This is a genomic window from Alistipes ihumii AP11 (assembly GCF_025144665.1).
In the GTDB taxonomy this organism is placed as follows: domain Bacteria; phylum Bacteroidota; class Bacteroidia; order Bacteroidales; family Rikenellaceae; genus Alistipes_A; species Alistipes_A ihumii.
Genome location: NZ_CP102294.1, coordinates 1328678 through 1348628, shown reverse-complemented (window position 1 = coordinate 1348628; position 19951 = coordinate 1328678). Strand labels below are relative to the sequence as shown.

The 19951-nt window shown below is 60.4% G+C and carries 15 protein-coding genes; 9 read left to right on the top strand and 6 right to left on the bottom strand.

Annotated elements, in window-relative coordinates:
• The first annotated feature begins 79 nt into the window (after positions 1-79).
• The 3 genes from NQ491_RS05410 to NQ491_RS05400 all read left to right on the top strand — a co-directional run bounded on the left by NQ491_RS05410 (position 80) and on the right by NQ491_RS05400 (position 4481).
• Positions 80-1501: a sialate O-acetylesterase gene (locus NQ491_RS05410; RefSeq protein WP_019246588.1), complete on the top strand. Its 1422-nt coding sequence runs from the start codon at positions 80-82 to the stop codon at positions 1499-1501.
• A gap of 47 nt (positions 1502-1548) precedes the next feature.
• Positions 1549-2979, top strand: coding sequence for a sialate O-acetylesterase (locus NQ491_RS05405; protein WP_019246587.1), 1431 nt, complete (start codon positions 1549-1551; stop codon positions 2977-2979).
• Positions 2980-3056: 77 nt separating this feature from the next.
• Positions 3057-4481 (top strand): sialate O-acetylesterase, encoded by a 1425-nt coding sequence (locus NQ491_RS05400; RefSeq protein WP_019246586.1) that lies wholly within the window; start codon positions 3057-3059, stop codon positions 4479-4481.
• Between the two features lie 380 nt (positions 4482-4861).
• Here the strand turns inward: NQ491_RS05400 and NQ491_RS05395 are convergent, their stop codons facing one another.
• From NQ491_RS05395 to NQ491_RS05380, 4 genes are all read right to left on the bottom strand, one after another.
• Positions 4862-5347, bottom strand: coding sequence for a GNAT family N-acetyltransferase (locus NQ491_RS05395; protein ID WP_019246585.1), 486 nt, complete (start codon positions 5345-5347; stop codon positions 4862-4864).
• A complete protein-coding gene (locus tag NQ491_RS05390; protein WP_019246584.1) occupies positions 5344-7029 on the bottom strand; it encodes a hypothetical protein in 1686 nt (561 codons plus the stop codon). The genes NQ491_RS05395 and NQ491_RS05390 overlap by 4 nt, the downstream gene beginning before the upstream one ends.
• Before the next feature lie 370 nt (positions 7030-7399).
• Positions 7400-8329, bottom strand: coding sequence for a glycerophosphodiester phosphodiesterase family protein (locus NQ491_RS05385; protein WP_019246583.1), 930 nt, complete (start codon positions 8327-8329; stop codon positions 7400-7402).
• A gap of 230 nt (positions 8330-8559) precedes the next feature.
• Positions 8560-10434, bottom strand: coding sequence for an ABC-F family ATP-binding cassette domain-containing protein (locus tag NQ491_RS05380; protein ID WP_019246582.1), 1875 nt, complete (start codon positions 10432-10434; stop codon positions 8560-8562).
• A 223-nt stretch (positions 10435-10657) separates the two neighbouring features.
• On the opposite strand from NQ491_RS05380, the gene NQ491_RS05375 reads away from it, so the two are divergent.
• Positions 10658-11203 carry a DUF2867 domain-containing protein gene (locus NQ491_RS05375; RefSeq protein WP_019246581.1) on the top strand — a complete coding sequence of 182 codons (546 nt, stop codon included), beginning with the start codon at positions 10658-10660 and terminating at the stop codon, positions 11201-11203.
• A gap of 176 nt (positions 11204-11379) precedes the next feature.
• On the opposite strand, the gene NQ491_RS05370 is transcribed toward NQ491_RS05375, so the two are convergent.
• A complete protein-coding gene (locus NQ491_RS05370) occupies positions 11380-12081 on the bottom strand; it encodes an OmpA family protein (protein WP_026089761.1) in 702 nt (233 codons plus the stop codon).
• A gap of 17 nt (positions 12082-12098) precedes the next feature.
• The gene (locus tag NQ491_RS05365) at positions 12099-13364 is read right to left on the bottom strand and encodes an adenylosuccinate synthase (protein WP_026089760.1); all 1266 of its coding nucleotides are present in this window, start codon (positions 13362-13364) and stop codon (positions 12099-12101) included.
• Between the two features lie 213 nt (positions 13365-13577).
• Between NQ491_RS05365 and NQ491_RS05360 the strand changes: the two genes are divergently transcribed.
• From NQ491_RS05360 to NQ491_RS05340, 5 genes are all read left to right on the top strand, one after another.
• Positions 13578-15575 carry a tetratricopeptide repeat protein gene (locus tag NQ491_RS05360; RefSeq protein ID WP_026089759.1) on the top strand — a complete coding sequence of 666 codons (1998 nt, stop codon included), beginning with the start codon at positions 13578-13580 and terminating at the stop codon, positions 15573-15575.
• Positions 15576-15660: 85 nt separating this feature from the next.
• Positions 15661-17082 (top strand): MFS transporter, encoded by a 1422-nt coding sequence (locus tag NQ491_RS05355; protein ID WP_019246577.1) that lies wholly within the window; start codon positions 15661-15663, stop codon positions 17080-17082.
• A gap of 33 nt (positions 17083-17115) precedes the next feature.
• The gene (locus NQ491_RS05350) at positions 17116-18033 is read left to right on the top strand and encodes a ComEC/Rec2 family competence protein (protein WP_019246576.1); all 918 of its coding nucleotides are present in this window, start codon (positions 17116-17118) and stop codon (positions 18031-18033) included.
• A 302-nt stretch (positions 18034-18335) separates the two neighbouring features.
• The gene (locus NQ491_RS05345; protein ID WP_019246575.1) at positions 18336-18608 is read left to right on the top strand and encodes a hypothetical protein; all 273 of its coding nucleotides are present in this window, start codon (positions 18336-18338) and stop codon (positions 18606-18608) included.
• Between the two features lie 335 nt (positions 18609-18943).
• A complete protein-coding gene (locus NQ491_RS05340; RefSeq protein WP_019246573.1) occupies positions 18944-19864 on the top strand; it encodes an AraC family transcriptional regulator in 921 nt (306 codons plus the stop codon).
• Positions 19865-19951: the final 87 nt, after the last annotated feature.

Here is a 19951-nt window from a genome sequence, read left to right as displayed (position 1 = left end):
GTCCGGTTTCGTCCGGATGCGCCGAGATAGCCGTTTCCCGTATGCGGCTCCGGACTTTACCTTACGAATGAAGAAAACAATGAAAAAACTGCTTGTTCTTGTATGGGGCCTGCTCGCAGCGGGACCGATCTTTTCCAAGGTGAAGCTGCCCTCGGTGCTGGGCAGCAACATGGTGCTCCAGCGCGAATGCGACGCCAATCTCTGGGGCTGGGCCTCGCCGTCGAAGAAAGTCACGGTCACGACCTCATGGGACGGTCGCAAATATGCGACTCGGGCCGACGCCGACGGCAACTGGTTGCTGAAGGTGGCGACTCCTGCCGCCGGAGGGCCCTATACGATCCGTATCAGCGACGGCGAGCCTGTCGTGCTCGAGAACGTAATGGTCGGCGAGGTGTGGATTTGTTCCGGCCAGTCGAACATGGGGATGCCCGTCTGCGGTTATCCGGGCGATCCGACCGAGCGGATGAACGAGCTGATGCTCGAGGCTGGGAAATACCCTTCCCTGAGACTGTTCCATGTCCGTCCGGAAGCCGCTTCCGAGCCGAAGGACGACTGCGACGGCATGGGAGGCTGGCAGGTTTCCTCGGCGCACAGCGTGCCCGGATTTACCGCGACGGGTTATATCTTCGGACGAAAGCTGTGCGAGACGCTGAATGTTCCGGTCGGTATGATCCAGTCCGATTGGGGCGGGACGCGGATCGAGGCGTGGATGACCGTTTCGGCCGCCCAGAAAGTATTGCCGAACATCTTGGAATCCGATCCCGCCTACGACGAGCAGAACAGAACCGCCCGGCTGTACAATGCGATGATCTGCCCGCTGACGAATTTCACGGCCCGGGGCTTCCTGTGGTATCAGGGCGAGGCGAACCGCGGTTTCGACGGCTATGCGCGCTACATGCAGGAGCTTGCGTCGCTTTGGCGCGGACGGTGGGGCGATGCCGAGATGCCTTTCTATTTCGTACAGCTCGCTCCCTATACCTATGACGATGCCGAGGGCCTTTCGCTGCCGCTGACCGTCGAACAGCAGACGCAGGCGCTCGACCTGATCCCGTTTTCGGGCATGGCTTCGACGACCGATGCAGGCTCTGAACACACCATTCATCCTCCTTACAAGATACGGGTCGGCGAGCGTTTGGCCTTGCTGGCGCTGAAGCGGACCTACGGCTACGGCGCGCTGATAGCTCAGAGTCCCCGTTACGAGTCGGTTCGCTTCGAGGCAGGTCGGGCGATCGTTCGCTTCCGGACCGACGGGATAATGGGACCGCAATGGAAAGGCCCGATCGAAGGTTTCGAGATCGCCGGGGCCGACCGGGTTTTCGTGCCGGCCGAGGCCGAGTATGTTCCGGGCGCACCGGAAGTGACGGTGCATTCCGACCGGGTTCCTGAGCCTGTAGCCGTCCGTTATGCGTTCCGCAACATGCCCCGGGCCGCGACGCTGGTCAATTCCGGCGATCTGCCCGCCTATCCGTTTCGGACGGACGACTGGAACGACGTACGCTGATCGATTGCGACTGATACAGAACTGCTAACAATAAAACGAAACACGCTATGAAAAAAATTCTGCTTGTCGGCCTGTCATTGCTGATGGCTTGCCCGACTTTCGCCAAGATCAAGCTGCCGGCGCTGGTCGGCAGCAACATGGTGCTCCAGCGGGAGCGCGAGGTGAACCTGTGGGGGGAGGCTTCTCCGTCGAAAAAGGTGACGGTCACGACCTCGTGGGACGGCCGCAAATATGCGACGCAGTCCGACTCCGACGGCAAGTGGTTGCTGAAAGTTTCCACTCCTGCTGCCGGCGGTCCTTATACGATCCGTATCAGCGACGGCGATCCCGTTACGCTGGAGAACGTGATGATCGGCGAAGTGTGGGTCTGCTCCGGGCAGTCGAACATGCAGATGTCGATGACCGGTAATTTGGGCGAGCCGGTCGACGGCGGGGTCGAGGCGCTGATCGAGGCTCCCAAGTACAAGGACATTCGTCTGTTCTACACCCCGATGGTGACCAGTCCGCAGCCGGTGGACACCTGCGGGGGCGAATGGAAGGTTTCGTCCTCCGAGTCGGTGGCTCCGTTCAGCGCGGCGGCCTATTTCTTCGCGCGCGATCTGAACGACGCGCTCGGCGTGCCGGTCGGTTTGATTCAGACGGCATGGGGCGGCACGCGCATCGAGGCATGGATGCCCGAGGCCACTGCCCGCGAAGTCGAGGCCGATATCGTACAGACGAACGACCGCTTCGAGAATCCGAACAAGGTCGGCTATCTGTACAATGCGATGATCCGTCCGCTGCTTAATATGACGGCGCGGGGCTTTATCTGGTATCAGGGCGAGTCGAACGTTCACACGAACAATTACCCCCACTACGCGCATTATATGGAGAAGCTGGTTTCGCAGTGGCGCGGCGACTGGGGCGATCCCGACATGCCGTTCTATTTCGTACAGCTCGTTCCGCATATCTACGAGGGGGGAACCGACGGTATCGTCCTGCCGCTGATGATCGAGCAGCAGTTGGCGGCGGCGGACCGGATTCCGAACTGCGCGATGATCGGTACGTCCGACATGGCCAATGCCGGCACGATCCACCCTTCCGAGAAAGACCAGATCGGTCGCCGGCTGGCTCTGCTGGCCCTTACCAAGACCTACGGTCTCCAAGGGCTGATCGCCGAGAGTCCTCGCTTCGAGTCGGTTCGTTTCGAGGGCGGCAAGGCGATTCTGCAATTCAAGACCGAGGGAACGCTCGGCCCGAACTATAAGGGGCGTATCAAGGGCTTCGAGATCGCCGGGGCGGACAAGGTCTTCATCCCGGCACGCGCCGAATACGTTTGGGGACAGCCTTACACGGTGGTCGTCTCCTCGGAATTGGTTTCCGAGCCTGTGGCCGTTCGCTATGCGTTCCGCAACGTGCCGGCTGCCGCCACGCTGACCAACACCGGCGGACTTCCCGCTTTTCCGTTCCGGACCGACGACTGGAATGACGTGAAATAGTCCGTCCGAAAACGATATGACGATCGAGAGGCTCCGGTTACGTATGTGCCGGAGCCTTTCCCGTTAGTTGAAATGCTATGAAAAAAATTCTGCTTGTCGGCCTGTCATTGCTGATGGCTTGCCCGACTTTCGCCAAGATCAAACTGCCGGCGCTGGTCGGCAGCAACATGGTGCTCCAGCGGGAGCGCGAGGTGAACCTGTGGGGGGAGGCTTCTCCGTCGAAAAAGGTGACGGTCACGACCTCGTGGGACGGCCGCAAATATGCGACGCAGTCCGACTCCGACGGCAAGTGGCTGCTGAAAGTTTCCACTCCCGCTGCCGGCGGTCCTTATACGATCCGTATCAGCGACGGCGATCCCGTTACGCTGGAGAACGTGATGATCGGCGAAGTGTGGGTTTGCTCCGGGCAGTCGAACATGCAGATGCCGGTCGAGGGCTTGCCCGGCCAGCCGACCGAGGGTGCGAACGAAGCGATGCTGCGTTCGCGTCTCTATCGCGACGTGCGTCTGTTCGGCGTTCCCCGGACAGCGTCGGCCGAACCTCGGGACAGCTGCGGAGGCGCATGGTCCGTGTCGTCTTCGCAGAGCGTTGCATCGTTCAGTGCGGCCGGTTATTTTTTCGGTTGCAGTTTGCACGATGCGCTCGGCGTGCCGGTCGGTCTGATCGAGGCCGATTGGGGCGGTACGCGCATCGAGACATGGATGACCGCTTCGGCTGCTTGCCGGGTCGATCCGCAGATACTGGAGACGGATGCGGCTTTCGACGATTACAATAAGACCTCCTTTCTGTTCAATGCGATGATCTATCCGTTGCGTCGCTTGACGGCCCGCGGTTTCATCTGGTATCAGGGCGAGTCGAATATCGACACGGGCAACTACCCGCTTTATGCCCGTTTCATGGAGGAGATGGTTGCCGAATGGCGCTCGTTGTGGGGCGATTCGTCCATGTCGTTCTATTATGTCCAGCTCGCTCCGGAACACTATCGGGATGTGAACGATATCGTTCTGCCGCTGATGGTCGAGCAGCAGCTCGCGGCTATGGACCGCATCCCGAACTGCGGCATGATTTCGACGACCGATGTCGGTCATGCCGTGGCGGTCCATCCGGCTCCGAAGCGCGAGATCGGAGAGCGGCTCGCCCTGTGGGCGCTGAGCCGGACTTACGGGCTCAAGGGACTGGTTGTGCAAAGTCCCCGGTATGAGTCTGTCCGCTTCGGAAACGGAGAGGCCGTCGTGCGCTTCCGGACCGACGGTACGCTGGGCCCGGTGTACGGAGGAAGGATCGAGGGTTTCGAGATCGCCGGGGCCGACCGGGTGTTCGTTCCGGCCGAAGCCGAATACCTGCCGGGCGGCTGCGAGGTCGTCGTCCGTTCCGTTCGGGTCCCCGAACCGGTGGCCGTTCGCTATGCGTTCCGCAACGTGCCGCGAGCTGCCACGCTGACCAATACGGGGGGATTGCCCGCTTACCCGTTCCGGACCGACAATTGGAACGATGTGAAATAAGGCGGCAGGGCGTGCAATGGCCGAAATGACCGTGCAGTGTCGGTGGCTCTGCTTCGGTTCATGCGGCAGGTTCTGGCATGCGTTCCCCCTTTCTGCGGACGGATGCGGAAAATCGCCGGACAGGGCAGGAGCCTCGACCGTGAAACGCTTGTCGAAAGCCGGACCTTTTTGTCAGGGAGCATATTGGCCGCGGTATGAGATTATGCGGTTTCCTGTATCCATGGTGGAAATGAGGTTCAGATACAGGAATGCAGGGACGTATGATATTCTGCGATAGCTTACCGGAACTCGAAAATGCAGGGCGTAGAAGGTGCAAAAAACAAAGCCCTCCGCCCTGAGCACGGCGAGGGTATTGCTTTTGTCGCGGCATGTGCCGCCGTTTACAGCTTCGCCCTAAAAATGCAGGATACCTGCCCGAAGCCGAATTTTTCGAAAAAACGGTGGGCGGAGTGGTTGTCTACTCCCGATTCGAGATAGCAGTCGGCGATTCCCTTTTCGCGGAGCGCGTCGAGGGCCGTTCGCACCAGCAGGCTGCCCGTACCCCGGGACCGGTGCCGGGGTAGGAGGCCCACGTCGTAAATCATGCCGTAGGGGGCGGCTCCGTCGCGATTGATTCCGTAGATGACGAACCCCGTCGGAGTTCCGTCCTGTTCGGCCAGCATGATCTCGGTTTCGGGATCGGCCGTCTGACGGTCCAAGTAGCGGAGCCACGCGTTCCGGAAATCGGGAGCGAGCTCGCCCCGGTCCGTTGCGATGCCCATTTGCAACTCTCCGTGCGAGATATATTCCTTGTGATTCTCGATCAGTTCGGCGAACAGGTCGCACAGTTTCTGCCTGTCCTGCGGCGCGTAGGGTCTTATTGTCATGATTCCTTGTCGAATAGGCGGTTCATTCTTTGCTCGTTGCGCTTGCGGCGGATGTATTGGCGCGTGGTTTTGCCGAATGTCCTCAGGGCGATCAGGATGACGGCGAAAGTAAATACTTCCAGTATGATGGCCGATCCTACGCCGAACCGGTAGGAAAGCAGCGACAGGATGGGCACGTCCTCGCTTTGGAGCAGAACCCCGAACAGCGAGGCGATCGATATGAACAGCAGGATGTACTTCGTGTCGTCGGCATGGCGGATCTCCATCATGTTGTTCACGTTCTCGAGCGACTTGTCCACCTGTTGCATCACTTCCTGCAACTGCCGCGAGTCCTCTTCCACGCGCAGATTCCGCTGCGTCAGCTCGAACATGTGCTTGTGCGACATGTAGCGCAAATAGCGTACCGAGTTCAGCCTCATCAGGATACCCGAAAGTTCGACCGTGAGCTGGGCGTTCTGCTCGATCATGTCGTGCACGTTCGAGCGGATCGCGCGGCGCGAGTTGTCGATGTAAAGGTTCAGCACGTAATTGATCGTCTGTTTCTTGGCCAGCACGATCTCGAGCAGCACGAGGTATTCCGGCCAACTGACGTGGTAGCGGTCGCGGCGGGCCAGATGTTCCTTCCAGTCGGTGGGGCTCCCTTTGCCCCGGCGTCCGTAGGTTCCGAACACGACGCTCATGTTCTGGTTCGCCAGCACCAGATCGTCCGTATCGATCGCGATATTTCGTCCGCACACGTCCTCGTAGCTCGAATCCATGCGGTAGGGCCATTCCATCGGATAGAGCGTCATCAGTCCGACCAGTTCCGCCCGGTGGGCCGTTTCGATGTGCTCGATGATTTCGTCCTCGGCCATTTTCCCGAAGTCCGTGTCGCCCGTATGGGCGATATCCTCCCAGACGTCGATATAGATATAGCGGTGATCCGGGGCCCGGAATTCCGCTTGCGGGGTCTTGTCGAAATAGTTGCGGTATCTGCGCTGCACCTCGTCGAAGGTCAGGTTTCCTTCGCCGGTGCCTTCCGGACGGAATACGGAGTCTTTGTCGAGCTTGAAGTCGCTGATCTCCACCTTGTCCAGCGAACCGTCGATCTCTTGCCGGTCCAGTTTCTCGTTATAGACCCAATGCTCTACGTGCTGTGCGATACCCGCCACCGAGATCAGCTGGTCGGTGTCGAACGGATGGTCCGTCGTGCAGAATTCCGCAGGGTCCAGTCCGTCGTACCGCTCGTCGGCCCGTCCCGGCTCGTCCGACTCGTTTCTCGGGATTTTCGGTACGATGAAGCGGTAGGAAATCTGAACGGTCCGGTTGAAAAAGACGGCGGCCCACACGTGTACCCGACCCTCGAGCAGTGCCGTGGTGGGCGGCGATTCGCGGTCCTCGCCCGCGCGGTAGCATACCTCGATGCGGATGCGGAAGTCTCCGAGCCGGTAACGGCAGATGTTATGCGTATAATGGGCGAACAGTTGCTCGTCGATGTTCCCTTCCGCGATTCTTTCGATGAACCGGTCCGGGCCGGTCTCGTGCCGGTTTGCTTTTTTCTCCTTGTCGGAAACGGACGAATGCGTATTTTGGATCGGAACGGATTCGAGGGGTATGAGATGCTCGGTGCAGAACGTCTGAAGCTGAATGATCGAAAAGCTATTGTACAGCAGCTTGCCTTCGCATTGTCCGTGGTTTCTCATCGTGGGCGCTCTTTGAATTCAAAGATAAGCCAAATCCGCCGAAATTCGAGCGAAACGGAACAAAAAGGCTCGTACGCTCGGGAAGAGTACCGTGCGGGGAAAGTCCGGCCGGCGAGTTTTCTGACGGCCATGGGAAATGTCGGGACCGTACGTTACGAGTCGTTGCCGGCGGTCTTCAGACGGACGGAGAGGCCCGGAGCTGTTTCCGTGCGTGGCGGCCGATGTCTTTCGTCGCAGCGGAGCATGCCGTCGCTCCGCTTGAGGGAGCGGGCGCCCGGACTGCGTTTCGTCGATTCCGTCCCGGCCGTTTCGTGGCGGAGACATGCGGTCCTCGGAGGGGACGGCGAAAGCGGAAGCCCGGCCCGGGTTGTCAGGGACGTTCTTCGCCGAGGAGGCTTTGCAGCGCGCGGGTCAGCTCGATCGGGTAATCCGACTCGATCACGTCCGGCAGGATGTCCCGGTCGCTCAGATAACCCTCCCGGCGCTGTTCGGGCGTTTCCCTGCGGTCGTAAGTCGGCGCCAGCGAGATCATGCAGCGGACGCCCTTGGCCCTCAGCCGCTCGTACAGCTCCCGGTTTTCGGGCAGCATGCGCGGGCCGACGTAGGCCATCACGTTCCGCCAGTCGATCGGGGTTTTCTCGAATGCCTCCAGTTGCTCGAGGCTCTTGATGTGGATCGAGAACATCGTCTTCCGGCTGAGCGCATAGTAGTATTCGGCCTGCTCGGGCGTATGGATCGTCAGCATCACATGGGGCGGGAATCCGAGGCGCTCGAGCAACGGGCCGAGCACCTCCTTGGGCGTGTAGACGTCCAAGTTGACGACCGTTTTGCCGGCGCTCCAGCGGATCGCTTCTTCCAGCGTGGGAATCCGCTCGTCGGTTACGTTTCCGTGCACGTCTTTCAGTCTCAGCTCCCGTAGTTCCGCCCACGTATGTTCCGATACCGGGCCGTGACCGGTCGTCGTGCGGTCGAGCGTCGGGTCGTGCATCAGCACGACCACGCTGTCGCGGGTCATGCGCGGGTCGATCTCGAAAAAGGCGGGGACCCGACGCAACGTATGTTCGAATGCCCGGATGCTGTTTTCGGGACAGCCGTCCTCGCGGCATCCGCGATGCCCGCTGACTATGGGCATGTCCGACGGACCCCGGTAGCGGAAATATTCGCGCACGGCGCGGATGCTGTTGACCGGCAGCGTACACAGCCGGGCATCGGGTGACTTTCCCGCCGCTTCGGTAGGAAGACCGGCGGCGAGGACCGCCGCTAAAACGATTCCGAGAATCGGTCCGAGGGGAGATTTCATGTTTCGATCGTTTGGGTTCGAAATAAAAAGTAGATTCCTGATTCTTGCCGGAGTATCGCGGAGCCGGAGAACGCAGCGGAGTCCATGTTGTCAGGCTTCGGCCGGTCCCGGGATCGGGTAGGGCCCGTCCGATAACTGCCGGAGATGCTTCGCTCGGAAAGTCCGGGCCGTTCGATACGGATGTCCCGGCGAAGCCTTTTGTCGCGGAAGCGGTCGGGATGTCGGGACATTCATTCTCCGATCTCGCTCAGTTCGAGCCACCGCATGCTCAGCTCGTCGATCCGTCCGATCAGCTCCGACACTTCCACCGAGCGGCGGGTCAGCTCGTCGATCGGCAGAGTCCCGCTGCAAAGCGACTGCTCCAGTTCGGCCTTGCGCGCCTCCAGTTCGGGAATTTCCTTCTCCAGCCGCTCGAGCTCGCGCTTTTCGTTGAACGAGAGGCGGCGCTTGTCGTTGCGGGCGGGCCGTTTCTGGACCGGGACCGTCCCGCTTTCCGCGTCGTGCCGCGTCCGGAGCTCGGCGTCGCGCAGCTGTTTCCATTCGAGGTATTCGTCGTAGTTCCCGGGAAAGTCTCTGATCCTTCCTTCGCCTTCGAATACCAGCAGATGATCCACGACTTTGTTCATGAAATAGCGGTCGTGTGAGACGACGATCAGGCAGCCGCCGAATCCTTGAAGGTATTCTTCGAGCACCTGCAGCGTCACGATATCCAGATCGTTCGTCGGCTCGTCCAGCACCAGGAAGTTCGGATTGCGCATCAGTACCGTGCACAGGTAGAGCCTGCGCCGTTCCCCGCCGCTGAGCTTCCCCACGAAGTCGTGCTGCGCCTGAGGCGGGAAAAGAAAATGCTGCAGGAACTGCGACGCGCTGAGGCGCCTTCCGTCCCCGAGCTCGATCTGCTCGGCGATCTCACTGACGACATCGATCACTTTCGCGTTCTCGTCGAACGAGAGTCCTTGTTGCGCATAATAGCCGAAGCGGACCGTCTCGCCGATGTCGATCGTTCCCGCGTCGGGCGGCTCCAGCCCCAGCAGCATCCGGATGAAAGTCGACTTGCCCGTGCCGTTGTCGCCGATGATGCCCATTTTCTCGTAGCGAGCGAAACGGTAGTCCAGTCCGTTGAGGATGATCCGGTCGCCGAACCGCTTGCGTAGCCCGCTGATCTCGAATATTTTCTTACCGATATAGGTTGCTTTCGTGTCGAGGCGGACGTTTCCGCTCTCCCGGCGCTTGCGCAGCCGCTCTTCGAGCTCGCGGAACGACTCGATCCGCGAACGGGCTTTCGTGCCTCGTGCCTGCGGTTGCCGTCGCATCCAGTCGAGCTCCTTGCGATAGAGGTTCGCGTCGCGCTCGCGTCGGGCGTCCGCCGCGTCGAGCCGCTGTTGCCGCTTTTCCAGATAGAGGCTGTAATTGCCCTTGTAGGAGTAGGTCGTGCGGTCGTCGAGCTCGACGATATCGGTGCATACGCGATCCAGAAAGTAGCGGTCGTGCGTGACCATCAGCAGGCTCATCCGCGAGCGGGAGAGGTAATCCTCGAGCCATCCGGTCGTCTCGAGGTCGAGGTGGTTCGTCGGTTCGTCCAGAATCAGCAGCTCCGGCTCGCGAATCAGCGCGCCTGCAAGCGCCACGCGCTTGACTTGTCCGCCCGACAGCTGCTCGGTCGGCTGGGCGTAGTCGGTGATACGCAGCCGGGTGAGAATCTGCTTGACCTGCGATTCGTAGTTCCATGCCTGCCGGGCATCCATTTCGGCCATGGCCCGGTGCAGACTCTCCTCGTCGCCCGAGCCGAGCGCCAGTTCGTAGGCCGCGATCGCGCGCAGGGCCGGCGAGTCGCCCGTGAGGCAGGCGTCGAGCACGGTCTTGCCCGCCGGAAGCTTCGGGTCCTGCTCCAAATAGGCGATTTTCAGGTCGCGTCTCCGCGTAATGCGCCCCGCCTCGTAGTCTTCTTTTCCGGCGAGAATGTTCAGCAGCGTCGTCTTGCCCGTTCCGTTTTTCGCGATCAGCCCGATGCGCTGGCCCTCGCCGACGGCGAGCGAAAGGTTCTCGAAAAGCACCCGTTCTCCGAACGACTTGGTGAGCCCCTCGGCCTGCAGATAACTTGTCATAGTCCGGTCGTTTGTCCTTACAAAGTTAACGATCCGCATCCAAACGGCCAAGCGGCGGAGTGCGGATCGGCCGTTTGGATGTTCTTCGGATGCAGGGGCGGTTGGGGGGCGGACTCGCGCTTTTGTCCTATCTTTGCCTTCGGTCGAGGTCCTGAAGCGTCGCCCGGACGGGATCCTGTCCGGGAATATTCGCGGCATGACCTCGCATAAAGTATCTATCGGAATGGAAATAGGGAAAGAGTCGTTGCTCTATTCGGAATGCTCGCGATGGGACTATGTCGATCGCTACCGGTTCGCGGTGGCGGATCCCGGCGACCGGATCGGGCTGTCCGATCTGGCGGAAGCGTTCGTCGGGCCGGGCCCTCGCTGGGTCGAGGGGCTGTTCGCGCTGCGAAACCGAATCGTGTCGGTTTTCGGGTTCAAGACTCCGGCGGCGCGAGGAAAGAATGCTGCCGGGCACGGTGGGGAATGGGAGTCGGGAGAACGGGTCGGGATATTCGAGGTACTTGCCCGCTCGACGGATGAGATCGTGCTCGGCGACAACGACCGGCACCTCGATCTGAGGGTTTCGCTGCTCGTGGAGCGGGGCGGCCGCGACGGGCGGGAAAAGACGCTGAGCGTGACGACCGCCGTCCGGCTGAACGACCGGCTGGGGCGGTGCTATTTCTGCTTTATCAAGCCGTTTCACCGGATGATCGTTCCCGCCGTCGTAAAGCGGAGCCTGCACCGGCTGGAATCGGAGGTTCGCGCCGGAAGCGCCGACGGATAACGAATGGCGACGACGGACCCGGTCGATCCGCTATCCGATCCGCGACCGTTCGGCCGCTTGCCGCGCGGAAACGAAGCTCCCGGTTCGGGAGGAACGGTTTTTCGGACCGGCCGGAGAAAAATCGATCCGCCCCGCACTATCGCGGGACGGATCGTATCGTCCGGCGCCGGTCGCGGTTATTTCAGCGTGCCGTCCTGCGCTTGCTGGATCATCTGGTCGTTGGCCGTGATGAGTATCTCCACGCGCCGGTTCTGCGCGCGGCCTTCCTCGGTCGAGTTGTCGGCTATCGGCGAGTCGTAGGCCAGACCCCGGGTCGTGATCCGCACGGGATCGACCTTCTGTCCGATCAGATAGTTCGCTACGGCCTGCGCGCGCTCTTCGCTGAGCTTCTGATTGACCGCGCGACTGCCCGTGTTGTCGGTGTGCCCGTAGATGGCTATGTCCGTCTCGGGCGACTGGGCGAGCGAGGCGGCGAACTTGCCCAGCGCGCTCCGCGAGGCGTCGCTCAGGTCGCTCTTGCCGGTGGCGAACAGGATCTTGTCGTTGAACGTGACTTTGATCGCCTGCAGGTCGTTTTCGTCCGTGACGGTTTCCACCTGCGCGCCCTCGATTTTCTCGAGCTCGGCTTTCTGCTTGTCCATCCGGCGGCCGATCAGCGCGCCTACTCCGGCTCCGAGACCCGCGCCGACCGCTGTTCCGATGGCCGCGCCCTTGCCGCCTCCGGCCATCGCGCCGATAGCCGCGCCGGCTACGGCGCCTCCGCCTCCGCCGATCGTGGCGCCCTGTCCCGTTTTGCTCATGTTCTGGAACGCCGCGCATCCGGTCGTCAGCAGCGCGGCCGCCATCATGGCTGCCATGGATCCTTTGGTCGTTCTCATCGTCGTATCGTTTTGTTTTACCTGACAATCGTTTCTTCGCGGTCGGGACCTACCGAAATAATCTTGACCGGCACGCCCGTCTCCCGCTCGATGAATTCGACGTACTCTTTGAGCTGACGGGGGAACTCGTCGTAGCTGCGCATCGAGTTGATGTCGCATTTCCACCCTTCGAACTCCCTGTACTCCGGAACTATTTCCCCGGCGGTCTCAAACGGGAACTCGGTCGTCCGCTCCCCGTTCACGCGGTAGGCTACGGCCACTTTCAGCCGGTCGAAATCGTTCAGCACGTCGGCTTTCATCATGATCAGCGACGTGACTCCGTTCATCATGACCGAGTACTTCAGCGCGACCATGTCGAGCCAGCCGCAGCGGCGGGGCCTGCCGGTCGTCGCTCCGAATTCCATGCCAATCTGGCGCATCCGCTCGCCGTCTTCGTCGAAAAGTTCGGTCGGGAACGGTCCGCTGCCCACCCGCGTGCAATAGGCCTTGAAGATGCCGTACACGTTGCCGATGCGCGACGGAGCTACGCCCAGACCGGTACAAACGCCGGCGCAGAGCGTGTTCGACGACGTGACGAAGGGATAAGTGCCGAAATCGATGTCCAGCATCGAACCCTGCGCTCCTTCGGCCAGCATCGTGTTATCCTCGTCGAGCAGGCGGTTCACCGCATGCTCGCTGTCGATCAGCCGGAAACGCTTGAGATTCTCGATTCCCTCGAACCACTTCTTCTCGTAGTCGGTCAGGTCGACCGGATAGTCGTATTGGCGGAGCAGTCCGAGGTGTTTTTCCTTCAGCCGCCCGTATCGTTCTCCGAATTCCGGCGATACGATATCTCCTATTCTCAGTCCGTTGCGTCCCGTCTTGTCCATATAGGTGGGACCGATGCCCTTGAGCGTCGATCCGATTTTGGTCTTTCCCTTGGCCGCTTCCGACGCCGCGTCGATCGCGCGGTGCGTGGGCAGGATCAGATGCGCTTTCTTCGAGATCAGCAGCTTGCCCTGTACGTCGATTCCGTCGGCTTCCAGGCCGGCGATCTCTTCGGAGAGGATGACCGGGTCGATCACCACGCCGTTGCCGATGACGTTGACCGAGCCGTCCCGGAAAATGCCCGAGGGAATCGTGTGCAGCACGTACTTCTTGCCCTCGAAGTGGAGGGAGTGCCCTGCGTTCGGGCCGCCTTGGAACCGGGCGATCACCCGGTAGGCGGGAGTGAGCACGTCTACGACTTTCCCTTTTCCCTCGTCGCCCCATTGCAAGCCTAAAACAACATCTACTTTTTTCATGCGAGTGTTCAAAAACAGGTTAAAGCGCAAAATTGCAGTCAAAGGTACGTAACTTTTTATTAACAGGAAACAAGTCGGCTCCGAATTTCGTCCGTGCGCCGTCCGTTCCGGGGAGAATCATACTAAGCGGGGCGGCGGAACGTTATTTTTGACGGATTCCGAGCGGAATTTCGGACCAAAAGTGTTAACTTAGCACCCTAAACCGTGTCGCGCATGCGTAAAATCTTCCTGCTCCTGCTCGTGCTGGCGGCTTGGCTGCCGGGGTATCGCGCGCAGGCTCAGCTCAACAAGGCTTATTTTTTCTACGCAGGGAGGAGTTTCCTGATCGAAAGCAAGTACCGGGACGCCATCGAGGTGCTCAACATCCTGCTGAGGGCCGACTCTACCGCCTACGAGGGCTATTTCCTGAGGGGCATTGCGAAGTACAACCTCGACGATCTGATCGGCGCCGATCAGGATTTCAGCGAAGCGATCCGGAAGAATCCCGTTTTCACCACCGCGTTCCAGTACCGGGCCATCACGCGGATGCGCATGGGCAATTACGACGACGCGCTGCGCGATTTTCAGGAAGCGATCGACCTGCGTCCCGATCTGCCGGGGCCCTATTACAGCCGGGGCGTCACCTACCTGCTGAGCCAGCAGTTCGAGAAGGCGATCGAGGATTTCGACACGTTTATCCGCTATGACAACAAGGTCTCGGACGCCTATATCAACCGGGGTACGAGCTACCTTTATTTGAAAGACACGACCCGCGCTCTGGAGGACTACAATACGGCGATCCGGACGAATTATTTCGATCCGGCGGGCTACAACCGCCGGGGTGCGCTCTACATGGCGCAGAAGAAGTACGACCTGGCTCTGGCCGATTTCGACAAGGCGGTCGGCTACGATTCGACTTACGTTCCCTCCTATTTCCACCGGGCTATGGTCTACTCGAGCACGAAGCGTCCGGTGCAGGCGATCGAGGACTTTTCGCGGGCCATCGCGCTCGACTCGACCAATGCGCTGACCTATTTCAACCGGGCGATCCTGCGCACGCAGATCGGCGACTATAATCGGGCGCTCGACGACTACAACCGGGTAGCGTTCTACTCGCCGAACAACGTGCTGGTTTATTATAACCGGGCCGCGCTCTACGCTCAGCTGGGCGACTACGAGGCCGCGATCCGCGACTACTCGCGCGCGATCGAGCTCTATCCCGACTTCGCGAACGCCTATCTGGGGCGCTCGTCGCTGCGCTATATGACCAACGATCTGGAGGGGTCCCGCTCGGACAAGCAGACGGCCGAGCGCAAGATTGCCGAGTATCGCTCGAAACTCAACGACAGCACCTTCTCGATCTATGCCGATACGAGCCGTCGCTTCAATCAGTTGCTGTCGTTCGAGAGCGAGTTCGCCGGCAACCGGTACGAGAGCCTGAACGCCAAGACCGGCAACATCGCGCTGCTGCCGATGTTCAAGTTCTCGCTGATGACTGCCGACACGCTTCCGCGTCCCAATCTCCCGGGACAGTATTACGTCGAGCAGTCCGAGCGGTTCCTCCGCGACGTCGGCGACCGGGGGCTGCGCTGGGTCAACCGCGACAGCGATCTGCCCGCCGACACGCTGTTCGTGATCGACGCCGCTTTCGTCGACCGGCTGCGCGGCGGCGACGACTCGTGGCAGGCCTATTTCCTGCGCGGCGTCTCGCAGTCGCTGATCCGTCAGTACACGAGCTCCATCGCGAACTATACGGCGGCGATCGACCGCAATCCGTCGAACCCGTTCCTGTATGTCAACCGCAGTACGACGCAGAGTGAGATGATCGATTTCATTTCGTCGATCGACAACGGCTACCAGCGGATCGCCGTCGACAGCGATCCGAGCAGCCGGCTGAAGACTCGCTCCGATCGCGTATACGATTACGACGAAGCGATCGCCGACCTGAACAAGGCGGCCAAGCTGCTGCCCGACTTTGCCTATATCTACTACAACCGGGGCAATTTGCTCTGCCTTTCGGGCCGGATGCCCGAGGCGATCGAGGACTATACGCGGGCGATCGAGCTGAATCCGTCGTTCGGCGAGGCCTACTATAACCGGGGGCTGATCCAGATATATTTGAAGGATACCCGCAAGGGATGTCTCGACATGAGCAAGGCCGGCGAGCTGGGCGTGGCCGACGCGTACAAGGTGCTGAGGATTTACGGCCAGCCGCCGGGCCGGACCCGATAGGAACGAAGCAACGACGGACCCAGTGCGCCTCTGCTCGGGCGCGGGCGGTGCGTCCGATGACGAATTATTAACTCAAACGAATCGAATGGTAGAATATTTACGCAAGAAGATCGCCGACTCGGCCGCCGCCCGCTGGACGGTGCTGGGGTTGGTATCGTTCACGATGCTGACGGGCTATGTCATGACCGACGCGATGGCTCCGCTCAAGACGATGCTCGAGCAGCAGCTCGGCTGGGACAGTACCGACTACGGCGTTTTTACCAGCGGTTACGGCTGGTTCAACATTTTCCTGCTGATGCTTATTTTCGGCGGGATGATCCTCGACAAGAAAGGCCCCCGCTTCACGGGAGTGCTTTCGGTCGGGCTGATGATCGCGGGCTCGCTGCTCAAGTATTGGGCCGTTTCGACCGATTTCGGAGGGGCGGTGACGTCGCTGAGCATCGGCTCGTGGCAGGTATTTTCGCTCAAATCGCAGGTGCTGTACGCGACGCTCGGCTTTGCGATATTCGGCGTCGGCATCGAAATGGTCGGCATTACGGCCAACAAGGTCGTCGTCAAGTGGTTCCGGGGGAAGGCCCTGGCGTTGGCCTTGGGGCTGAACGTCGCTGCGGGGCGTATCGGGACGGCGATCGCGATGTTCGGCTCGCTTCCGTTCGCCCGGGCGATGGGCAGTCCGAGCGCTCCGCTGCTGGTCTGCCTGATCATGTTCTGCATCGGGCTGCTGTCGTTCCTGGTGTTCTGCGTGATGGACCGTCGCTACGACCGCGAAACGGAAACGGAGCGTCCGCTCGACAACGAGAAGACCGACGAGGAGGAGTTCCGTTTTTCCGATATTTTCCGGATCGCCCGCATCAAGGCGTTTTGGTATATTACGATTCTCTGCGTACTCTTCTATTCGGCCGTGTTCCCTTTCCTGAAGTACGCTACCGAACTGATGATCCAGAAGTTCCATGTTTCGCCCGAGTTCGCCGGCTCGATCCCGGCGTTGCTGCCGTTCGGCAACGTACTGCTGACGCCGCTGTTCGGCAGCATCTACGATCGCAAAGGACGTGGCGCGACGATCATGCTGATCGGCTCGGCGCTGCTGGTGATCGTGCATGTGCTTTTCTCGATTCCGATGCTTACGAGCAGTTGGATCGCCGTCGTGCTGATCGTCCTGCTCGGCGCTGCGTTCTCGCTGGTTCCTTCGGCCATGTGGCCTTCGGTGCCCAAGATCATCCCGTACCGGATGCTGGGTACTTCGTACTCGATGATCTTCTGGATACAGAACTGGGGCCTGTCGTTCGTTCCGATGCTGATCGGCTACGTGCTCGACCGTTATTGCGTCAGCGGGACGATGCTGATCGACGGGATCGAGTCCACGAGCTACGACTATACGCTGCCGATGATGATCTTCGCGGGCTTCGGCGTGCTGTCGATCGTGTTCGCGCTGCTGCTCCGCCGCGAGGACCGCATCAAGGGGTACGGGCTCGAGCGGCCCAATATCGAAGAGCGTTCCGCGAGTTGATCCGAAACCTATTAATCTAAAACGATAAGCGATATGAAAAGACGAGATTTTTTGCGCGTCACGCTGCTCGGGGGCGCCGTCGCGACCGTTTTCCCGGCTGCTTTGTCGGGCAAGGGCAGGGGAACGGGAAAAGGAAAGCCGGGCTTCACGTTGTGGCAGCTTCCGTCGCAGGTCGATACGATCGGCAATTCCTACGTGCTGCAGACCGACGGGGGGCGTCTGGTCGTAATGGACGGAGGCATGAAGGACGAGACGCTTTTCCTGAAAGGGTTTCTCGCCGCGCTGGGCAACGAGGTGGAGGCATGGTTTGTTTCCCATCCCCACAACGACCATATGGGCGCTCTGACGGAAATTCTGAAGAAGCCCGGCGATCTGAAGATCAGAAAGATCTATCACTCCCGGTTTTCCGACTCGCTGCTTTCCGCCGAGCATCCCTACGATTCGTACGCCCGCGAGTTCTATGCCGAGCTCGACCGGCTCGACCCGGCCGCGACCGAGGTGGTCGATCTGCGCGAGCCGGGATTGGCGCTGAAGATCGACGGGCTGAACCTGAAAGTGCTGGGCGTGACCAACGAGGAGTTCCGAACCAATCCCTACAACAATTCGAGTACGATCATCCGGGCTTGGGACCGCGACAAGTCGGTCGTTTTCCTCGGTGATGCGGGTGTCGAGTGCGGCGACAAGGTGCTCGCCGGACCGTACCGGGACGATCTGAACTGCGATTACCTGCAGATGGCCCATCACGGCCAGCAGGGATGCAGCGAGGAGTTTTATAAGTCGATCCGTTTCCGCGCCTGCCTGTGGCCCACGCCGACCTGGGTCTGGAACAACGATAACGGGACGGGCATCAATACGCACAACCTCAAAACGTTCGACACCCGCCGCTGGATGGACGAGATCGGCATAACCGAGCATCATATCAGTTGGCAGGGGCTGACCCGGATCGGATAGTTCGTGCCTTTCGGCCGGAAATATTCCGGGGCGGTCGTCGCATGGCGGCCGCTCCGTTTTGTTTTACGGGGATATTTCGCGTGTTTATTGGTTCGGTATGCGTTTCTGAAAACTCGTCTTGCGATGGGGAAAGCCTGGTTGCTTGGCATGGCACGTCGGGGCGTCCTTTGTCTCCGGAGGTCAGGCACCGTTGAGGATTGTCTGCGAACGGGCCGACGGCCCGTGGAACGAGGTGCTCGGATTTCGGAGCGTGCGCATTTGCGTGTCTGCTGAGCGGCAATATCGGTGGGAAAAGCCGCGGCATGGCCGAGGGCTCCTGCCGCGGCGGGAAGTTCGTCTCGTGCGATCAGCTGTCGTTGCTCGGTACGGTGCGACTTTCCGATGCGGACACGTCGTTGAGGATCGCCTTCCTGTTGCGGGCCGTCGGTACCGACAGCGTGGATATAGGCATCCGGTTGTCGTCCTGTGCGGTCCGCAGCGGGTTTTCGTACGAGGCCGGAACCGGATTCTTCCTGTTGCTTGAGCCGGCGGCGCTGGCCGGATGCGATCCGCAACCGTCCGTACGATTCCCGTGACGCCAGTACGACCGGGATGCCCAGAGTCGGCGAATTCGGCGGGGAAAAACTGAACTCCGGCATTTCGACTTCCGCTCTATGCGCGACGATTCGGCGCATCCCCGCGGCTGGTACGATAAGTACGGTATCCGGCATTGCGTTCGGCGCGAGGTCCGGCTGGCCGATTGATCCGCTTGACTGCCGCGGCTGACGTTCGCAGAGCTCGATTCCCGTGCGGATCGCGCCGAAGGCGGATCGTTCGCCGGGTTCGTCCGGTTCGGCTTCGCAGAGAGTGTTCCGGAACATTTTTCTTTTTGCTATCTTTGCCTTAGTTTCCGTTCGAAACGTTTTGTCCGATGAGCGCTGCCGATCTGCATAACGAAGTCCGATACCTGATCTCGACCGAGGAGGACGAGCTCTGGGGACTGACCGTGACCGGCGTCGGATGTCAGACCATTTCGGCCGAGCAGAGCTATCCGCCCGAGGGGCATCCGCAGGGCTACCGCTTCGACGTCGACGAAGGTCGCGTGCTGAGCGAGTATCAGTTGCTGTACATTACCGACGGCGAGGGCATTTTCACCTACGGCGAGGACCGCGAGTCGCAGCTGATCACCGAAGGCAAGATGTTTTTCCTGTTTCCCGGCGTGTGGCATACCTACAAGCCGTTCGCCAACTGCGGGTGGAAGGAGTATTGGATCGGTTTCAAGGGCGCCACGATCGACCGCATCGTCGCCGAAGGCTTTTTCCTGAATCAGGCGCCGGTGTTCAGCATCGGGCTCAACGAGCGTATCGTCGACCTCTATATCAAAGCCGTCGAGATCGCCGACGAGGAGCGCTCCGGCTTTCAGCAGGCGTTGTCGGGTATCGTGATGCACATGCTCGGGCTGATGTACTACCGTCACCGCACCCGCGAATTCGTCGACGAGAATGTGATCGGCCGGATCAACAAGGCGAAAGTCATCATGCGCGAGGGCATATACGACAACCTGTCGGCCAAGGACGTGGCCGACAAGTTGCATACGGGCTACTCGGGATTCCGGAAAGCGTTCAAGGAGTTTACCGGGACGTCTCCCGCCCAATACATGCAGGAGCTGAAGCTCAACGAGGCCAAGAGGCTGCTGACGACCACGTCGCGTCCGATCAAAGAGATTTCGTTCAGCCTCAAGTACGACAATCCGGAGTACTTCTCGATCTTTTTCAAGCGGCGTACGTCGATGACTCCGGTCGAGTACCGCCTGCTGGCGCGTCGCGGCAAGGACGATCCGTCGCAGGAGTAGGCGACGGCTGTTCTGCGCAGACCCGTTTCCCCTTCCGTGGCGGAGGACCCGAGCGGGACTTGCTCTTGTCCGCTCGGTCTCGGCCGT